Annotated in this window: 16 protein-coding genes; 4 read left to right on the top strand and 12 right to left on the bottom strand. The window is 60.3% G+C overall.

What is annotated here, in order from left to right; all coding sequences use genetic code 11:
• Positions 1–267: 267 nt before the first annotated feature.
• Together VSX42_RS01930 and VSX42_RS01925 are read right to left on the bottom strand one after the other, a co-directional pair.
• Entirely contained in the window at positions 268–1,002 is a 735-nt protein-coding gene (locus VSX42_RS01930) for a LytR C-terminal domain-containing protein (RefSeq protein WP_326502721.1), read from the bottom strand.
• 99 nt (positions 1,003–1,101) lie between these two features.
• Positions 1,102–1,344: a DUF3263 domain-containing protein gene (locus VSX42_RS01925; RefSeq protein ID WP_237185136.1), complete on the bottom strand. Its 243-nt coding sequence runs from the start codon at positions 1,342–1,344 to the stop codon at positions 1,102–1,104.
• 63 nt (positions 1,345–1,407) lie between these two features.
• On the opposite strand from VSX42_RS01925, the gene VSX42_RS01920 reads away from it, so the two are divergent.
• Positions 1,408–2,088, top strand: a complete 681-nt coding sequence (locus tag VSX42_RS01920; RefSeq protein ID WP_326502720.1) for a uracil-DNA glycosylase — start codon at positions 1,408–1,410, stop codon at positions 2,086–2,088.
• A 28-nt stretch (positions 2,089–2,116) separates the two neighbouring features.
• Here VSX42_RS01920 and VSX42_RS01915 read toward each other — a convergent pair whose 3' ends face one another.
• From VSX42_RS01915 to VSX42_RS01870, 10 genes are all read right to left on the bottom strand, one after another.
• Positions 2,117–3,595 carry a threonine/serine ThrE exporter family protein gene (locus tag VSX42_RS01915; protein WP_326502719.1) on the bottom strand — a complete coding sequence of 493 codons (1,479 nt, stop codon included), beginning with the start codon at positions 3,593–3,595 and terminating at the stop codon, positions 2,117–2,119.
• Entirely contained in the window at positions 3,585–5,693 is a 2,109-nt protein-coding gene (locus VSX42_RS01910) for a threonine/serine exporter family protein (protein ID WP_326502718.1), read from the bottom strand. The genes VSX42_RS01915 and VSX42_RS01910 overlap by 11 nt, the downstream gene beginning before the upstream one ends.
• A gap of 101 nt (positions 5,694–5,794) precedes the next feature.
• Positions 5,795–6,895: a lipid II:glycine glycyltransferase FemX gene (locus tag VSX42_RS01905; protein ID WP_326502717.1), complete on the bottom strand. Its 1,101-nt coding sequence runs from the start codon at positions 6,893–6,895 to the stop codon at positions 5,795–5,797.
• Positions 6,896–7,122: 227 nt separating this feature from the next.
• Complete coding sequence (locus VSX42_RS01900; protein WP_135013272.1) at positions 7,123–7,401, bottom strand: HPr family phosphocarrier protein; 279 nt, start codon at positions 7,399–7,401, stop codon at positions 7,123–7,125.
• Positions 7,402–7,523: 122 nt separating this feature from the next.
• Positions 7,524–9,221: a phosphoenolpyruvate--protein phosphotransferase gene (gene ptsP, locus VSX42_RS01895; protein WP_326502716.1), complete on the bottom strand. Its 1,698-nt coding sequence runs from the start codon at positions 9,219–9,221 to the stop codon at positions 7,524–7,526.
• A 30-nt stretch (positions 9,222–9,251) separates the two neighbouring features.
• The gene (locus tag VSX42_RS01890; RefSeq protein WP_326502715.1) at positions 9,252–11,258 is read right to left on the bottom strand and encodes a fructose-specific PTS transporter subunit EIIC; all 2,007 of its coding nucleotides are present in this window, start codon (positions 11,256–11,258) and stop codon (positions 9,252–9,254) included.
• A 54-nt stretch (positions 11,259–11,312) separates the two neighbouring features.
• Entirely contained in the window at positions 11,313–12,275 is a 963-nt protein-coding gene (locus tag VSX42_RS01885) for a 1-phosphofructokinase family hexose kinase (protein ID WP_326502714.1), read from the bottom strand.
• Positions 12,272–13,063 carry a DeoR/GlpR family DNA-binding transcription regulator gene (locus VSX42_RS01880; protein WP_185174084.1) on the bottom strand — a complete coding sequence of 264 codons (792 nt, stop codon included), beginning with the start codon at positions 13,061–13,063 and terminating at the stop codon, positions 12,272–12,274. Before VSX42_RS01880 ends, VSX42_RS01885 begins: the two co-directional genes overlap by 4 nt.
• A 99-nt stretch (positions 13,064–13,162) precedes the next feature.
• Positions 13,163–13,603, bottom strand: coding sequence for a VanZ family protein (locus VSX42_RS01875; RefSeq protein WP_326502713.1), 441 nt, complete (start codon positions 13,601–13,603; stop codon positions 13,163–13,165).
• Positions 13,603–14,718: a histidine phosphatase family protein gene (locus VSX42_RS01870; protein WP_326502712.1), complete on the bottom strand. Its 1,116-nt coding sequence runs from the start codon at positions 14,716–14,718 to the stop codon at positions 13,603–13,605. Before VSX42_RS01870 ends, VSX42_RS01875 begins: the two co-directional genes overlap by 1 nt.
• Positions 14,719–15,210: 492 nt before the next feature.
• Here VSX42_RS01870 and VSX42_RS01865 point away from each other — a divergent pair.
• The 3 genes from VSX42_RS01865 to VSX42_RS01855 all read left to right on the top strand — a co-directional run bounded on the left by VSX42_RS01865 (position 15,211) and on the right by VSX42_RS01855 (position 17,464).
• Positions 15,211–16,427 (top strand): IS3 family transposase gene (locus VSX42_RS01865; RefSeq protein ID WP_326502711.1). Its coding sequence is split into 2 segments (ribosomal slippage): positions 15,211–15,490 and positions 15,490–16,427, totalling 1,218 coding nucleotides; the frame shifts between segments, so codons are not numbered across the junction.
• An 82-nt stretch (positions 16,428–16,509) separates the two neighbouring features.
• Positions 16,510–17,130 (top strand): hypothetical protein, encoded by a 621-nt coding sequence (locus VSX42_RS01860; protein ID WP_326502710.1) that lies wholly within the window; start codon positions 16,510–16,512, stop codon positions 17,128–17,130.
• Positions 17,123–17,464: a hypothetical protein gene (locus VSX42_RS01855; RefSeq protein ID WP_326502709.1), complete on the top strand. Its 342-nt coding sequence runs from the start codon at positions 17,123–17,125 to the stop codon at positions 17,462–17,464. Before VSX42_RS01860 ends, VSX42_RS01855 begins: the two co-directional genes overlap by 8 nt.
• The last annotated feature ends 45 nt before the right edge of the window (positions 17,465–17,509 follow it).

Here is a 17,509-nt window from a genome sequence, read left to right as displayed (position 1 = left end):
GGACGGCGCAGCCCAGCTCCCACCGTCGGGGTGGGTGGGGTGCACCTCACCAGAGCATCGCTTCAGGTGTTTTACTCGTGGGGTGGTCGGCAGCTGAATCTAGCACATGATTTAGCAGTCGAGCCCTTAGAGTGCTAATACCAATCTTGGCACTTGAGCTCTAGGGGCGCAAACCTATTGCTCCTATAGCCAAACCTTAATCGCCCACAGCGCACAAAGCTGATGAGATAGGGGGGCGGGACCGCCCGTCTTCTTTGCCAGTGGGCGCTACCCTAGCTGGTAGGTGCCGGTTGCCGAGTCGTAGATGTAGTTACCGGTGGGATCTAGGTAGAAGGTGGCGGTGGCCGGGTCGTAACTGTAGCGCTCTACCGAGATAGGTGTGGAGGAGGTAGAGGGAGAATCGGCGGCCCCGGTACCGTTGGTGGCAGAGTCCGTAGCTGATGAGGACGCCCCGGCTAGGCTGGTAGGGTCGAAATCAGCTCCCAGAACCACGTAGACAAGGCCGGTCTCAGCCTGGTAGTCCTGGGCGATGATGGGCAGGCCCAGGGTATCAGCTATTTCATTAGCTTCTGATGAGGCCCCGGTGGCAAAGTAGACCATGGATTCAGCGGTGTAGGCCCCCGCCCAGTTAGCGGTAGAGGTAACGGTGTAGCCGGCCGCTTCGAGGGCTGCGGTGGCCTGGGCGGCAGCACCGGCCGGGGCGCTGGAGTTGTAGACCTCAACGGTCACGCTGGAGGGGTTAGTGGTGGGAGTAGCTTCAGTGCTCGGGCTTGCCGAAGCGGTAGCGGTGGCGCTACTGGATCCGGACGCCTCGGGTGCAGCGGTACGCGGAGAAATCACGTACATGGTGCCACCTACGATAAGGGCCAGCACACCGCTGATAATAATTGCCAGTAGCCCGGCGCCGGAGGTTGCGTTATCAACAGGGGCACCGCGATAGGCGCCTCGGCGGGAGGTGTTTTCGTCGATATCGTCGAACTCATCGCGGGGGTAGCTGTTCAAGGGCATCCTCATGATCGTGCACGGTGGCGGGGTTTTAGTTACTAGGGTACACGCTAGGTACCGGTGAAGCGGGCTCACGCTCGCTGCCAACCAAGAGGCTTAAGTCAGAGCATCGCGCTTGAGACGTAGGCGGCGGGTGAGCGCGGGTTCGGCGGCGATTGCTCTGGGGTTGTCGATGAGGGCGTTGAGCTGCTGGTAGTAGGCCACCGGGGTGAGCCCCAGGGTGCGGGTAATAGCCTGTTCTTTGCTGCCCTGGTACTTGAAGCGTTTTTTCTCAAGATTGAGAATTGCCGCTTCGTTCTCGGTGAGGCCCTCTTCGGGTTCGGTGGTCTCGCTGCTCATCTCTTCACTTTCGGTGGTCTAGTCTTAGTAGGGAGAATACCGCACCGACGCCCAAGGAGTACCGTGCCAGCCCGCCCCCTGCATGAGATTATGGCCCCTGACTGGGCTCAAGCCCTCGCCCCGGTGGAACCCCAGATTCGAGCTATGGGTAACTTCCTGCGAGCAGAGCACAAGGCTGGGCGGGCAACGCTGCCCCCGGGGGCCGATATTTTCCGCGCTTTCACCTACCCCATGAGCGAGGTCAAGGTGCTGGTGATTGGGCAGGACCCCTACCCCACTCCCGGCCACGCGATGGGGTTGAGCTTTTCGGTACGCCCCGAGGTGCGCCCGATTCCCCGGTCTCTACAGAACATTTATAAGGAACTCCAGGCCGATACCGAGCTGGTGCCCCCACCCCACGGTGATCTTACGGCGTGGAGCGCCCAGGGGGTTATGCTCATGAACCGGGTGCTTTCGGTAGGGGCAGGCCAGGCAGGCTCGCACCGTAATCTGGGCTGGGAGCACATCACGACCGCCGCCATCGAGGCGCTGGCGCAGCGGGGCACGCCCCTGGTGGGGCTGCTCTGGGGTGCGGACGCCCGCAAATGCAGGCCCCTGCTTGGCGGCTACCCCTGTGTTGAGTCTCCCCATCCGTCACCGCTTTCGGCCTCGCGGGGTTTCTTCGGCTCGCGGCCATTTAGCCGGGTCAATGAACTCCTGGTGCAGCAAGGGGCTCGGCCCGTGGACTGGGCACTCCCCCAGTAAAAAATAGCCATAGGGGCATATAACTAGGTTACGCCAGATTCCGTGAGTTCCTCGACCGTAAACGCCCTGTCATGTCATCCCACAGGTAAGTGCCGAACACAATCCCCGTGGCCATTAGCAGAACCGTCACCCCGGCGGCAGTGAGGCCCTGGCCCCCGGCAAAGACGTCCTCCCCTCCCAAAACCAGGTAGGAGGAGCGGAAAATAGTGAGACCCGGCAGCATGAACATCATGCCCGGCACATAGTAAATAGAGGCCGGGCTATGCAAAAGATAACCCAAGAAGGCCGAGCTCAAGCCCACCAGGGTTGCCCCGGCGAGTATCTGCAGGCGTCCGCCCTCTAACCCCGTTATAGCACCCAGCCCGTAGTAGCCTGCCTGCCCCAGCAAAGACACCAGCAGGGTCAGCCAGATAGTCTGAGCAGAGCCCTGCCAGACAGCTGCCGACATGGCGCTTCCCACCGCCATACCGGCTATAGAAACCCACAGGGGCGGCGGGCTAAAAACTGACTGCTGTACGTCCAGGCTGGTGGCATCGAAATAATTCATGACCGTCACGGCCACCGCGATTCCCGCAATAATCCCGGTGAAATTAGCCCCTGTAATGACAAACTTACCGGCCGCGGTGAGGGGGAAGCCGTGCAGGGCATCCTGAACCGCTGATACCAGGCGGAAGGTGGGGAGCAGCATCATCAGCCCTGCCGCCACGATATGCGGGGCAGATACGTAGAAGCCCCTGGCATAAAACCAACTCTCGGGGTCAGAGACCAAGAGGGCCAGCACCGTAATCGTTACAGCGCCCAGGGCCATCATGAAGTAGCTGGGCAGGCGCAAACGCCCCGTCCACACCAGCACAAAGTTCACCACGGTAAACACCGCTAGAGAAGTCACAGCGGCCCGCCAGGACCCTCCCACGCCCAGGGTAAAAGCCCCGGCCATCAACAGGTTCCAGGCCAACAAAACAGCCGGTGAATAGGGCTTCTTCTGCGCATTGATCTGAGCCAGACGGCGCTCAGCCCGGCCCCGACTCACGCTCCCCTGGGCAATATCGTGTACCAGGCGGTAGAGCTGGTGCAGGGCTAGGTAATTCTCAGAGGTTGACCGCACCACCCGCACCAGGGTCAGCCCCAGCTTCTCAACACCCAGCCCACCGGCTTCGGGCAACTGCCCGCGCTCCGCCGCCTCATCAAATTCAGAGACATAGTTAATCATGATGGACTGGTAGGTGATATCAACCTCCACATCGTGAATACCGTACATAGCGCATACGGTCACGACAGCTGCGTCTACGTCCGCAGCGTCAGCCCCGTAGTGGAACATAGTCTCGGCCAGGCGAAGGGCGAAAGCCAGAATCTCATGGGTTTCTTTCTTCTGCCGAATCCGCTGCCGGTAGCGGGCTAAGGCCACCTGCGCCACCTGACGCTGGGCCACACGGGCAAGGCCACGAATAGGGACAGTCAGGGCTTGCTGGGGCTGGGCAAAAGAACGAAAGCCCCCGTTAGCGGTCACGCTTTTCTTTCTGCTCGCCGCCCTCAAGAGCGGGGCTCAGATAGCGCTGGATGATGTACTGCATAAGGTAGCTCCCCAGCACCACTCCAGAGGCCATGGAAAGAATAATGGCGATAGCCGCGACCATGCCGGGCACACCGGCATCGGAGTTAGCTTCGACGGTAAACAGGTAGAGGCCGCGGAAGACCGAGAGACCGGGCAGCAGGAAGGTCAGGGCAGGAACGTAGAAGATAGAGGCCGGGGCATGTAGGCGATAAGCCAGGAAGGTGCTCATCAGGCCAATCACTAGAGCGGCAAAAGCCGTGTTGGCTCGCCCAGCACCGGCACCAAACATAAGGGTGTACCCCTGGTAGACCCAGAAGCCGCAGGTTGAAATCAGCAAGATCCACAGCAGTGTTCGCCAGCGGGCGTGGGTAGTCACAGCAAAGGCTAAAGAGGCCAGCATGAAGAAGGTGTAGCTGACACCCAGCCCCGCCCCCACGAATCGGGTTTCGGTGATATCGAGTTCACTCACGCCCAGTACCGACAGCACCGCTACCGCCGAGGCCAGTCCCACCACGATACCCAGGAAGGACATGCCCGTTGACACGAACTTACCCGCCGCTGTGAGCGGGAAGCCGTTGAGGGCGTCCTGCACTGTCGAGACCAGTCGAGCGGTGGGCAGGAGCATGATGAGCCCGGCCGCCACAATGTGGGGGGCTGAGACGTGGAAGCCCACCCGAGAGAAGATAGATGCCTCATCCGATATATAAATAGCGGCGAAGGTAACCACACCGGCACCCGCTGCCATGTTAAAGAAGCCGGGCATCTTGAGCTTAGAAATCAGGCTGTTGACGAAGTGAATCGCTAGGAAGACGATACCGCCCACAGCTCCCGCCGCCAGGGACCCGCCCAGGGCCAGGACCAGGGAGAAAGCCGCCACGATGTTGGCCAGCATAATGACCATGGGTGAGTAGGGCTTTTTAGCGGTGTTGATTTTGTGCAGGCGACGCTCGGCCCGGTGGCGGGGCAACCCACCCGCGGTGATGTCGTTAATGAGCTTGTAGATGTCGTCCAGGGCAGCGTAGTTCTCTGACCAGGACCGCACCACGCGCATAACCGTGTGGCTAAACCGTTCTTTACCGGGTGCGGAGTCTTCGGGCTCGCTCAGGTTAATAGCCCGCGTACGATCATCGACCTCGTCGATATCAGAGACGTAGTTAATGATCACCGACTGGTTGGTGATATCGATTTCTACATCGTCCAGACCGTAGGCTGCACACACGGCCACAATCGCCGAGTCCACATCGACGGTATCTGCCCCGTAGTGGAACATAGTCTCGGCTAGACGCAGGGAGAAGTTGAGGACCTCGCGGGCCTCTTCTTTCTCACGCACGTACTCAGCCCGGTGGGCGGCAGCGATATTGAAGGGGCGCTGGGCCAGGCGGGCAATGCCTCGCATGGGTTTGGTGAGCGACTGGTCGGTGCTCACAAAAGATTTCAGAGAGGAGCGTACCCGCGAGGGGCGCTTACTCGCCCGGCGAGGGGCTGTGGGGAGCGCAACGGTATGAGGTCCAGCCGCTGAGGGGTAGGAGGCCTGCTGCAGACCGGTTGCTTCATCGACAGTGGGAATCCCCGCCGTTACCGGGCCGGAGTCGCCCTCGGTATCAGCCCTACCCAGGCTTAGGTCGGTAGCCGGGCCGAAGGCTGAGGGCACACTGTAGGTCGCAGGGGTCGCCAAATCAAAGGCGGACGCCGGTGCGTCAGCGGCACCCTTCACCGTAGGCCCTGTAGCTTCTGCGGGAGTATCAAAAGCACTAGCAGGCTCCCCCTGCCCCAGGTGGGCCAGGCGGTTGCGCAGCTGCGGGTCCCGCACCTCATCAAGCGACACAACCGGCAGGGGCACCCAGGCTGGCGCGGACGAGGGGGCGGGCGCGTCCTGACCACTGGTGTCCGTACCTGGTAGCGGTTGCCCGGTGCTCCCCTGCCCAACAGCTACTTTCTGGGCTGCTTCTGCTCTTGGCAGCAGAGCTGTCTGACCGAAAGCACCGGCTGCGGTGCCCTCCTCGGTGGGGGCCATATCAAAGGCGGAGGCGGAAGGGTAAGCCTTTTGCTGCAAGGGGGGCTTGCTTGGGGTCAAAGGGATTACTCCTTCCGCCTCTTACGGTGAAAGTTGTTCAGGCACAGCGTCCGCTGCGCCCAGTATGAACCGGGGTCGGTTTAGTAGAAGGGCTGGCCGGTCTTGCGGACCCAGAGCTGGCGCATGACCTTCTCAACAGCCTGGTTCCAGGCCTTGTACTTGACCGGTGAAAGCACCTGGTCCCAGACACCAACGTAGTCGATGACGTCCTTGGTGAAGGAGGTCTTGAAGAGACCCAGGCCGTAGTGGTGGTGGTCCTTGTTCTTGAGCTCGCTCTTGGGCGGGGTGCCGCAGAAGTCGTAGCTCTTGATGTCGAATTCCTTCATCAGGTCGGTCAGGGCGGTCCACTGCACCTGGTGGGAGTCGCCGTACTGCTTGCGACGGGGCTTGGAGCCGCCGTCCTTGTAGGTGCCCTTCTCTCCGTAGCGAATCACGTAGGCGCCTACGGAGGGCTCGCCGTCCTCGTAGGTGAAGTAGAGACGGCCCTGGCCAGCCTGCTCAAAGGTGGTCCAGAAATCGCGATAGTAGTCGTAGGAGCGCAGATGCACGTTGGCGTTGCCCTGACCCACGGTATCCATGAGGGCGTACATCTTCTTCATGTTCTCTTCGGTCAGAGGCACGCGCTCGACTTCGCAGCCCTCACGCAACGAACGGCGCACGGCGTTGCGTCCGCGGGAGGAGAGAGACTTGAGCACGTCTTCTTCGCTCTTGTCGGTATCGAGAATGGCGGTGGAGTCGTTGGGCTGGATGTTCCAGCTCTTGACCAGGCCGGTCTTCGCCATAAAGGCGTTGATGGAATCGTCTGCGATGATATCGGGCTCAATCTTGACCGCGAAGACACCCAGCTTCTCGCGCTTGATGAAGTCCTTGTTGGCATCGAGAATCGCGGGGATCTCTTCAACGGAGTTCACGCCGGGGCCCTTAATCATGTACCAGATTTTGCCTAGGGCAGGTACGGACTTTTCGAGTACCAGGTTGTAGCTGGCAAAGGAGGCCTCCGCACCGTCAAGGACGGTGGTGCCTTCGTAGACCAGGTAGAGGGGCTTCCAGCCGTGCTTGGCTTTGACGGAGGCGAAGGACGCTGACTGCAGCAGGTTGCCGCCACCGGGGCTGGCGATGACGTGGTCATCCCAGGAAGCAATTTCGGCGTCGGTAGCGAAGCGGGCTGTGAACTGTCGCAAGGTCCCTCTTTTTCTTTTCGGTGCGCGAGTGGGCGCGGGAAAGGTTTCAGCTTCCCAGTCTATCGAGACTGGGCGGGCTATGCACCCTGCCGGGGCCGTGAGTTTCGTCTGGTGTAGCTGGGTACCTGCTCTATCACCCCTTATCCGGGCACAGCAAAGCCCCCACTTACGATAAGCGGGGGCTTCACATTCAAACCGTTAGGCTGAGATTACTCGACTAAACCGTATTATTCGGCGTCGTGGTCAGTTTCGAGGATCTTGACCAGGGTGTCGAGTGCCTCTTCAGCGCCTTCGCCCTCTGCGCGCAGAACGACCTTGTCGCCGTGCTTAGCGCCGAGTGACATCAGGGAGAGGATGGATGCTGCGTCCATTGCCTCGTCTGCGGGCTCGCCTTCAGCTGCGATGGTGACTTCTACGGGGAGGTCGCCTGCTGCTTCAGCGAAGATCGCTGCGGGGCGGGCGTGCAGGCCAACACGGCTTGCGATGGTGGCAATACGTTCTGCCATGGGGTTCTCCTTACAAAGGGTGCGGATTTGTTGTCCACTACTGAGTCTAAATCAGGGTGCGTATGTTTCGCGCGCGTTAACCGCTTATTTTAGTGTGATTTATTCAGGAGTGGGCTCTTAGCTTAGAGGCCGAGCTCGTCCAGGATCGGCAGGTGCTTGCGCGCTGCTTCCTTAGCTTCTGCTGAGGAGATCTGATCCAGGGCGTCGTTGGCGATCTGCTGGGCCTTTTCAGGGGTGACCGACTTGAGCACGGCAGAAACGGCGGCCATAGCACCGGCGTTCATGGAGAGGGTGTCGACGCCCAGGCCAACGAGGACGACCGCCAGGGCGGGGTCGGCTGCTGCTTCACCACAGACAGAGACGTACTTCTTGACGCCGGCCTTGGCGGATGCTCGCTTGGCGCCTTCGACGGTCAGCTTGATCATCTTAAGGACGGCGGGCTGCCAGGGGTTATTGAGGTGGGCCAGGTCACCGAGCAGACGGTCTGCTGCCATAGTGTACTGGGTCAAGTCGTTGGTGCCGATGGAGACGAAGTCGACTTCACCGAGGATCGCTTCAGCGTTGACGGCTGCTGCGGGGGTCTCGACCATGACGCCGCGGGTCTGAAGACCGACCTCATCAACCATTTCCTTGAAGCGGCGGGCCTCTGAGGTGGTTGAGATCATGGGGGCCATAACCCAGATGTCGGCATCGGAGCCGTCGGCTGCTGCCTTGATGGCTTCGAGCTGGCGTTCGAGGACGCCGGGCACGGTCCAGTCGGTGCGGTAGCCGCGGACGCCGAGGGCGGGGTTCTCTTCTTCCTTGACGTTAAGGAAGGGCAGGGGCTTATCTGCGCCTGCGTCGAGGGTGCGGACGACGATGTGCTGGCCGGGGAAGGCGTCGAAGACTGCCTTGTAGCTGGCGGTCTGGGTTTCTACTGAGGGTTCAGCGTCGTGGCCCAGGAAGCCGAATTCGGTGCGGAGCAGGCCCACGCCTTCGGCCTTGAGGCCGGCTGCCTTTTCTGCGCTCTTGCCGTCGCCGACGTTGGCGTAGAGGGGTACGAGGGTGCCGTCTGCCATGGCTCCGGTGCCGTCGAAGTCGGGCAGTTCCTTGCGGTTGGCGTACTTTTCGGCCAGGTCGCGGTGCTCGTCGGTGACCTCGGTGTTGACGGTGCCTTCGTTGGAGTCAACGTAGACTTCGGTGCCGTTTTCGATGTCGGTGACGCCCTTGGCTGCAACGATGGCGGGCAGGCCGAGACCGCGAGCAAGAATCGCGGTGTGGGCCTGGGGGCCACCGTCGGAGGTGATCAGAGCGATGACCTGCTTGGGGTCAAGAGTGGCGGTGTCTGCCGGTGCAAGGTCGATGGCTGCCAGGATGAAGGGCTCGGTAGAGACGGGGATACCGGGGGCCTGCTGGCCGGTCAGCTCGGCAACGATGCGGGCGCGGACGTCGTGGATATCGGTGACGCGCTCGGCCATGTAGCCGCCGAGGGCTGCCATCTGGTCGGCGAAGGCTGATGCGGCTTCCCAGACTGCCAGTTCGGGGGCCTTGCCCTGCTTCTCGACAATCTTGATGGCGCTCTTAAGCAGGGCGCGGTCGGTTGCCATCTGGGAGGTGGACTTGAGCACAGCCTTGCCGTCGCGGCTGGCGTGCTCGGCGCGCTCCAGCAGACCGTTCTTGACGGCTTCGGCAGCTGCCTTGATACGCTCGGCGGCCTGCTCGGGGGTTTCGTCGGCGGAAATCTTCAGGGATGATGAGGGAGCCTTGATGGGCTCGGGCATCTGAAGGACTTTGCCGATAACGCGGCCGGCGTAGACGCCGACGCCCTTGTAGGTAGTCATAGTGTTTTCCTTCTAAGAGGTTGAAGTGATTTAGGCAGTTGCCTCGGCCTTACGGCCTGCAAGTGACTTGAGAACAATATACATGAGTGCACCCACTACGGTACCTGCGATAGCAGCCACAAGGAACATGAGGGGGTTCTCAACCAGGGCGATGATCCAGACACCACCGTGGGGAGCGGGTGAGGCGACGCCTGCGCCCATGGAGATAGCACCGGCAACGGCTGCACCAACGACGGATGAGGGGATGACGCGCAGGGGGTCGGCAGTGGCGAAGGGGATGGCACCTTCGGAGATGAAGGAGGCACCCAGCAGCCAGGCGGCCTTGCCGTTTTCGCGTTCGGGGGCGCTAAAGAGCTTGGGGCGGACGGCGGTGGCCAGGGCCATAGCTAGCGGGGGTACCATGCCGGAGATGATGACGGCTGCCATGACCTGCTGGGAGGCCAGGGTACCGGCGGAGAGGCCTGCGGTGGCGAAGAGGTAGGCTGCCTTGTTGACGGGACCACCGAGGTCGAAGCCCATCATGGCGCCCAGGATGATGCCGAGCAGTACAGCTGAGGCACCGGTCATGGAGTTGAGCCAGTTCTCAAGTGAGGTGGTGACCCAGGCCAGGGGGCCGCCGAGCAGGAAGAACATGAGGCCGCCTGCGAAGAGGGTGGCAACCAGAGGGGTAATGACCACGGGCATCATGGAGGCGAGCCAGCGGGGCAGCTTGAGCAGGGAGAGCCAGTAGGCGCACAGACCTGCGAGCAGACCGGCGACGATGCCGCCGAGGAAGCCACCGCCCACCATAACGGCGACAGAACCGGCGATAAAGCCGGGGGCGATACCTGGGCGCTGGGCCAGGCCGTAGGCGATGTAGGCTGCCAGAATCGGAACCATAGCTCCCAGGCCAAAGGCACCGATAGTGTGCAGGGCAGCGCCCAGGTAGAGGGAGAGCGGGGTGTCGCCCAGGTTGGTGAGGGAGGCGCCGGAGAGAATGGCTTCGGTGTCTACGTCACCCAGGTTGGGCATGGTGATGGCTTCGAGCATGAAGCCGATAGCCAGGATGATGCCGCCTGCTGCCACGAAGGGAATCATGTAGGAGACGCCGGTCATCAGGGCCTTGTAGATGCGGGTGCCCCAGGAGCCGCCTTCTTCAGCGGTTTCAGAGGAGTCAGCTGCACCTGCGGCGACGCGCTTGCCGTTGGGCTTCTCAGCTTCGGCAAGGGCTTCTTCGATCATGGCCTTGGGCTCGTCGATACCGCGCTTGACGGGGGCCTCAACATAGGGCTTACCGGCAAAACGTTCGCGGCCGCGCACGGGCAGGGCAACGGCGAAGACAACAGCGTCAGCTTCGTCGATTTCAGCCTGGGTGAGCTTCTCGCCACCGGATGAGCCCTGGGGCTCAACCTTGAAGTCGTAGCCTAGCTCTTCGGCGGCGTACTTGAGGCCGTCCGCTGCCATGTAGGTGTGGGCGATGCCGGTGGGGCAGTTGGTCACAGCCACAATCTTCTTGCGGCGGGCAGGTGCCTCTGCTTCGGCGGTGCCTGCAGCAGCTACGGAGCCGGACGCAGCAGCGGCAGCGGGTGCCTCAGCTGCCTTTTCGCGCAGGCCCAGGGCCTCTTCGACGAGGACGACGACCTCGTCAGCGGTCTTGGCTTCGCGTAGCGCAGTGGTGAAGGACTTCTTCATGAGGGAGCGAGCCATCTGAGAAAGGATCTTCAGGTGGGCTTCGTCACCGTCTGCAGGAGCTGCGATGAAGAAGATGAGATCGGCGGGGCCGTCCTTAGCGCCGAAGTCAACGGCGGGGTTGGGGCGGGCCATAGCCAGGGTGGGCTCGGTGACTGCTTCACTGCGGCAGTGGGGAATAGCGATACCACCGGGGATGCCGGTATCGGTCTTTTCCTCGCGGGCACGCGCAGCGGCGTAGAGGGTCTCAAAGTCGGTGGCGCGGCCAGCACCTACGACGGCGCCTGCTAGATGCTCGATGACATCGAAGCGGGTCTCGCCGAGGTTCTCATCGAGGCTGATGAGATCCGCAGTGATAAGAGCAGACATGTGCTCCTCCTCGGATTGTGTTTTAGGGGTTTGAGAATGTGGTTCGGTTGGGGTTTAGAGGGCCAGCTCGCGCAGGGTGACTGCTTCGGGCGTGGTCGATTCTAGGGTGGGCACCTGGGTGCCGGGGAGGGAGGCTGCGGCTGAGCCGTGGGCTACCGCCTGCACCAGGCATTCAGGCAGGGTTTTGCCCTGCTCGTGGGCGATCAGGAAGCCGGCCAGGGAGCAGTCACCTGCACCCACGGTGGAGCGCACCTTGACGGGGGCGTGCACGGCGTGCCAGGCACCTTCTGCGGTGACCAGCACGGCTCCTCCCCCACCCAGGGTGGCAAGGACCATTTCGACACCGCGGTCAACCAGTTCCTTGGCGGTAGCTGCGGTGAGTTCGGGGCTGGCTTCAAGCTCGTCCGCCATTTCGATCTTGCCGACTAGCTCAGCGAGTTCTTCGGAGTTGGGCTTGATGAGGTTGGGCATGCCATCCAGGCCAACGAGGGCGTCGCGCAGGGCGGCACCGGAGGTGTCAACGGCGATGCGGGGGGCTTTCTCGCCCAGGGACTCGCGGATTGAGCGGCCCACAACGGCGTAGTAGTCGGAGGGGACGCCGGCGGGCAGGGAACCTGCCAGCACTAGCCAGGAGGCCTCGATGGTTTCCTTGATCATGAGGCGGGTCAGCTGCTGCTGGGCCACGTCGTTCAGGGGTTCACCGGGGGCGTTGATCTTGGTGGTGGTGCCGTCGGGCTCAACGATGGTGATGTTGGAGCGGATCGGGGCGCCGATGGGCATGTTGACGAAGGGCACCTCTGCCTCTTTGAGGCTGGCCAGTACGGGGTCTTCGTTGTCGCCGGGCAGCACCGCTACGGTTTCGAAGCCGGAGATATTGAGGGCGCGGGCAATGTTCACGCCCTTGCCACCGGGGTCGGACACCGCCGCGACGGCGCGCTGAACGGCACCGCGCTTGATTTCGTGGTTCAGCTCCACGGTGCGGTCCATGCTGGGGTTAGCGGTTAGGGTAACGATCATGCGATAAGCACCTCTACGTTGGATTCTTCAAGCGCTGCGGCGAGTTCGCCTTCTGGCGCTTTATCGGTAATGAGAGTATCGATGTCTTCAAGCCCGGCAAAACGCACCAGGGACTCCTGGCCGAACTTGGCGGAGTCGCACAGGAGCACCACGCGGCGGGCTGACTTGACGATGGCGGTCTTAACGATGGCTTCGTTCAGACCGGGGGTGGAGAGCCCAAATTCGGCGTCCAGGCCGTTCACGCCGATAAAGGCGATGTCGGGACGGATGGTTTCGAAGTGGGCGGCGGCCCGGGTGCCAACGGCGGCCCAGGTCATTTTGCGGAGCTGGCCGCCTACCATATCGAGCACCACGCCGTCGGCCTCAGCCAGCTTCACTGCGATGTGAAGGGCGTGGGTGATGATGAGGCGGTCGGCGCCTGACTTGAGGGAGAAATCAGCGGCGGCGATACGGTCGGCGAGGATTTCGATGGTGGTACCGGCGTCGAGAACTACCGCACCGGCGTCCGAGTCGCGCAGCAGCTCGTAGGCACGCAGGGCGATTTTCTGTTTTTCGGGGGTGTTCATGTTTTGACGTAGGGCGATAGACGACTCTACAGAGGTCGACTGCTCTACAGTTACGGCACCGCCGTGTACACGGCGCAGCTTACCGTCAGCTTCGAGGGCTGCTAGGTCACGGCGGACGGTTTCCATCGTGACTTCGTAGCGTCTAGCCAGGTCTGCGCCGTTGACACGGCGTGCAGAAGCCACGAGCTTCGCTATTTCGGCACGTCGTTCTTCAGCGAACATGTGTTTATCACCTTATACAACTGGAAGGTGGGTCGGGCGACCCTATCTACAGTTGATTTTATGTGGGTTTCTGTGGGCACGTCAATGTAAAACCCACGGTTACGGGTGTATTTCGGTGTTTTGGTTGGGTTTTTCGGTCAATTTCACTAGGGCCAGTGCCAAAACCCAACCGATAGCACACCCGAGAGTGTTGGCGAGGACGTCCAGGGGTGAGCTGGTACGCCCGGGCATGAAGTGCTGGGTGGTTTCGATCGCCAAGGTACAGGCCAGACCGCCCAGGGGCACAAGCCAGGTGCGGGCCGGGCGCAGCAACCAGGTAAAGAGCAGGCCACCGGGCACAAACATGACCACGTTCGACAGCCATTCCACCTGCCCATAGCCAAACCAGCCGGGCAGCCAGCCGCGAGCGTGGCCGTCCGCAAGTATCCGGGCTAGGGTTTCACCCGATTCTCCGGAGTCAACGTGGGTGGGCCAGAGGACGATAAAAGCAACGGCAGCAACGTACAGGCAGGTGATGCCCCAGAGGAAGATACGCCCCACTAGGGCTTACCCACCAGCAGGGGTTCCTTGGCCTCTAGCCAGTGGGCAAGACCCGGCAGGTCAACTTCGAAGGGTTCAGCGTTAGCGATGGTACCGAACTCCCGGCCGTGGGTGGCAGAGAGGGCACGGCGAATCAGGGAGCCGTGAGAGACGGCAATGACGCGCTGGCCCGGGTAGTCGCGGGCAATCTGGCGCAGCACCCTAATGCCGCGCAAGTAGACGGAGCGTTCGCTTTCAACGCCGCTGTAGTAGGCGTCGGGTTCCTTGCGGGCCTCGGCTGAAATGTCGAGCCCTTCAGCTTCGCCGTAGCCGCGTTCGACCAGGTCGTCGTAGGTGCGGTCGACGGTCAGACCGAAGGCTGCGCCGATAATTTCTGCGGTCTCGTGGGCGCGGGAGAGCGGGGACGACACCACCACGTCGAACTCAAAACCCCGGGCTTTGAGGGAGGCAGCAGTCTCGTGGGCCTGGGCACGGCCGGTTTCGTTGAGGGGAATATCGCTGGAGCCCTGCATGAGGTGGGCCTTGTTCCAGTCGGTCTGGCCGTGGCGGATTAGCATGATGGAGGACGCCCGGCGGGCAGGTGCCAGGGGCACCACCTCACCGTTGTGGGGCACCAGCACCTTCTGGCCGGTGCGGGCGGTTTGCAGGCGGGAAATCAGCATACCGTGCACCACGATAATCAGGTTCTGCCCCGGGTAGTCGGCTTCCACCCGGTCGAGGGCGTCTTCAACGCGGGCGAGGAAGTCGGCCAGGGGTTCGATGTCTGCGGTTTCGTTTTCTACTGTCTCCCAGAGGGCGGGGTTGTTCTGTACGCCTTCGAGGTCTTTGAAGGAGCGTTCTGCTAGGCCCGGGTAGGAGCCGAGGACGGGTAGGCCCAGTTCGTCGGCGATGATGGCACCGGTTTCTGCGGCGCGGGAGAGGGGGGAGGTGACGACGCCGTGCCAGGTGAAGCCGGGGTGGGCGTCCGCTTGGGTCTTGGCGTATTCGAGCACGTTGTGGGCGGCGGCAAGCGCCTGGGCACGGCCGGTGTCGTTGAGGGGTATGTCGCTGGAGCCCTGCAGGCGGTGTACGAGGTTCCAGTCGGTCTGTCCGTGTCGAATGAGTACGCTAGGCATGTGGTCTATTATCGCACTTTCCGTGGGTTTGTGTTGGGTTCTGTGCGATGACTGTAGCTGGGGTCTATCCTTGTGTTGAAGGTAAACCAGACCAGCGCTACCCCTTTGGACCATATACAGCTCACTTGGCTAACCTTTGGACCATACACGGCCCGCCCCGCCGTCCGTCCCGCCCTTTTCACCAGCCTTTGGACCGCGCACGGCCCACCCCGTCGTCCTTTGGACCACTACCAGCTCAAAAACACCCCAAAATTACCTACATTTTGCGCTGAATACGGTCCAAACTTCACAGCGGTGCGCTGATTCTGGTCCAAACCCAATGCAACTACGACCCGGCTCGCTCACCCCACCGTCCTTTGGACCACACACGGCCCACCCCACCAGCCTTTGGACCAGTCGCAGCCCACCCCGCCGCCCTTTGGACCACTATGATATGTACTGGGTTCAGTCCACACCTTCCACCCACACCCCACCGGAAGGAATAATAAAACCATGCCCAACAAATACCCCCAAGAATTCAAAGAACGAGCGGTACGACTCGTCGGTGACCGACTGAACCACCCCGACGCCCCGTCCATAACCGCAGCAATCAAAGACATCGCCCCTCGGCTAGGAATTTCCCACAACACTCTGGCCCGCTGGTGCAACAACGCCGCCCTCGACACCGGCAAAGAAATCACTACTACGAGTGACGCGGCGGCCGAAATCAGACGCCTAAAACGAGAAAACGCGGAACTACGCAGGGCCAACGAAATCCTGAAGACAGCCTCAGCTTTTTTCGCAGCAGAGCTCGACCGACCGGCCCGATGATGATCCGCTACATCAACACTTATAAGGATCTTTTCGGGGTCGAGCCCATTTGCCGAGTCCTATCCGAGCACCTTGACGGTGGCTTCATGACGGCTAGCGGCTATTACCGCGCAATGAGCCGTGTCGCTTCAGCCAGGTCACTCTCCGACCAGCTGCTCATCCCCGAACTGGTAAGAATCTACCAGGAGAACTATGGAGTCTATGGCGTGCGCAAAATGTGGCAGGCCATGAAACGGGCAGGCTGGGCTATTGGCCGGGACCAAACCTACCGGCTCATGCGTGCAGCTGGTATTCAGGGTGTGCATCGGGGCCGTAAGCCTGTGACCACCAGGGCTACCAAGGCTCCTGATCACCGCCCTGATCTGGTCAACCGCCAGTTCACCGCTAAAGCGCCGAACCGCTTGTGGGTTGCGGACTTCACCTATGTCCGTACTGCCAGTGGCTTCTGCTACACGGCCTTCATCACTGATGTGTTCAGTCGAAAGATTGTGGGTTGGGGTGTTTCCTCGAGTATGCATACGCTGGGGATGCCGCTGATGGCTTTGAAGCAGGCTTTGTTTGAAGCCAGGCGGTCAGGGTCTGATTTGACGCAGGTGGTGCATCACTCGGACCGTGGTTCGCAGTATCTTGCTGAGGATTACACGCGTGAGTTGAGGCGGCTGGGTGTTCAGTTGTCTGTAGGATCTACTGGAGATTCATACGATAATGCTTTGGCTGAGTCGGTGAATGGGGCTTATAAAGCTGAGCTGGTGCGTGGCCGGTTCTTTGAATCTGTTGCTCAGTTGGAGGCTACTACGGCGGGTTGGGTGAATTGGTGGAATCAGCGGCGGTTGCATGCGTCTCTTGGTTATCGGACTCCGCAGGAGGTGGTTGATGGTGCGTTAGTCGATGTTGCGTAAAGTATGTGAATCTATTGGGTGGTGAGTGTGACCGAAAGCCAGTACATATCATGTTGATTGGGGCAAGGTTGGTTTAGACACCTTGATTGGAGCAGCAACAGGTACTATTGCTGGTGCTGGTACAGCAGCTACAAAATTAACTATGGCAGTTACAAAATCAGCCTCAAGATTCGTGGGCTCTGTTGCAGTTAACGCTGGTATAAACTTTACTACCGGGGCAGTAGGCGGTGGTGCTACGTATTCTGTTCAATCTGCTATCAAGGGTGAGAAGTGGAGTTTTAATAAATTTATGGGGAACAGCGTAGGCGGTGGATTCGGAGCTGCCGTTGGGGGCTTTTTCGGACCAGGTTCAGGCACCCTATCAAAAGGATCTCCTTATCTAAACAAGAAGGTAACGGAAATTGGAATAAATTTTGCTGGTGGGGTCGGTGCTGAAGCATTGAGCTCTACCATCTCTGGCGAAGAGACCAATCTAAGGAAAATTCTAGTTTCAGGTGGGACTTCTGCTGTTTTTTCTCAGGTTCCTGTTTCAAAGCCTGTTAACAGTAATACACTAAATCAAGCCAGCTATACATCTCCGAGTACTTTCAGGGGTGCGTTTACAGGGGTTCAGTCTTCCCGCATGTGGAGAGGCGGAGCGCAAGGTTCAGTTCTATCTGGTATAAGTGATATATCATTAGGAAGCACACTTAAAGGTGAGTAAAAAATCTAAAGACACGCTAACTCTATGCTCGCTCACTGTGGGATTATTTATCCTATTTTGCAATTTTATAGGGTGGGATTACTTCAGAGAATTATTTATTGTTGCTATTTCTTTTGGGTTTATAGGCTATTTGCTCTTCCGGCACCTTAACCCGAACAAGGCTGGATGGCTATCCTTTATTCTTTTCATTGCTGTCTTTGGTGCGAGCTCTGCCGGCGAGAGTGCATGGCACATTGCCCTTCCTGTCTTTTTTACGGGGTATTTACCGGGGATGCAACTTGGTGCTAATGCCAGAAATAGGGAGAATACTCAGATCAAGAGGGAGAAAAAGTGATTTGTAGTTTTCTACTCTTTTGAAGAAAGTCTATTGGCGATTAAT

It is taken from the genome of Rothia nasimurium (assembly GCF_035916755.1).
Lineage (GTDB): Bacteria > Actinomycetota > Actinomycetes > Actinomycetales > Micrococcaceae > Rothia.
Note: the sequence above shows the minus strand (reverse complement) of the source record. Positions and strands in the feature narration are given on the sequence as shown.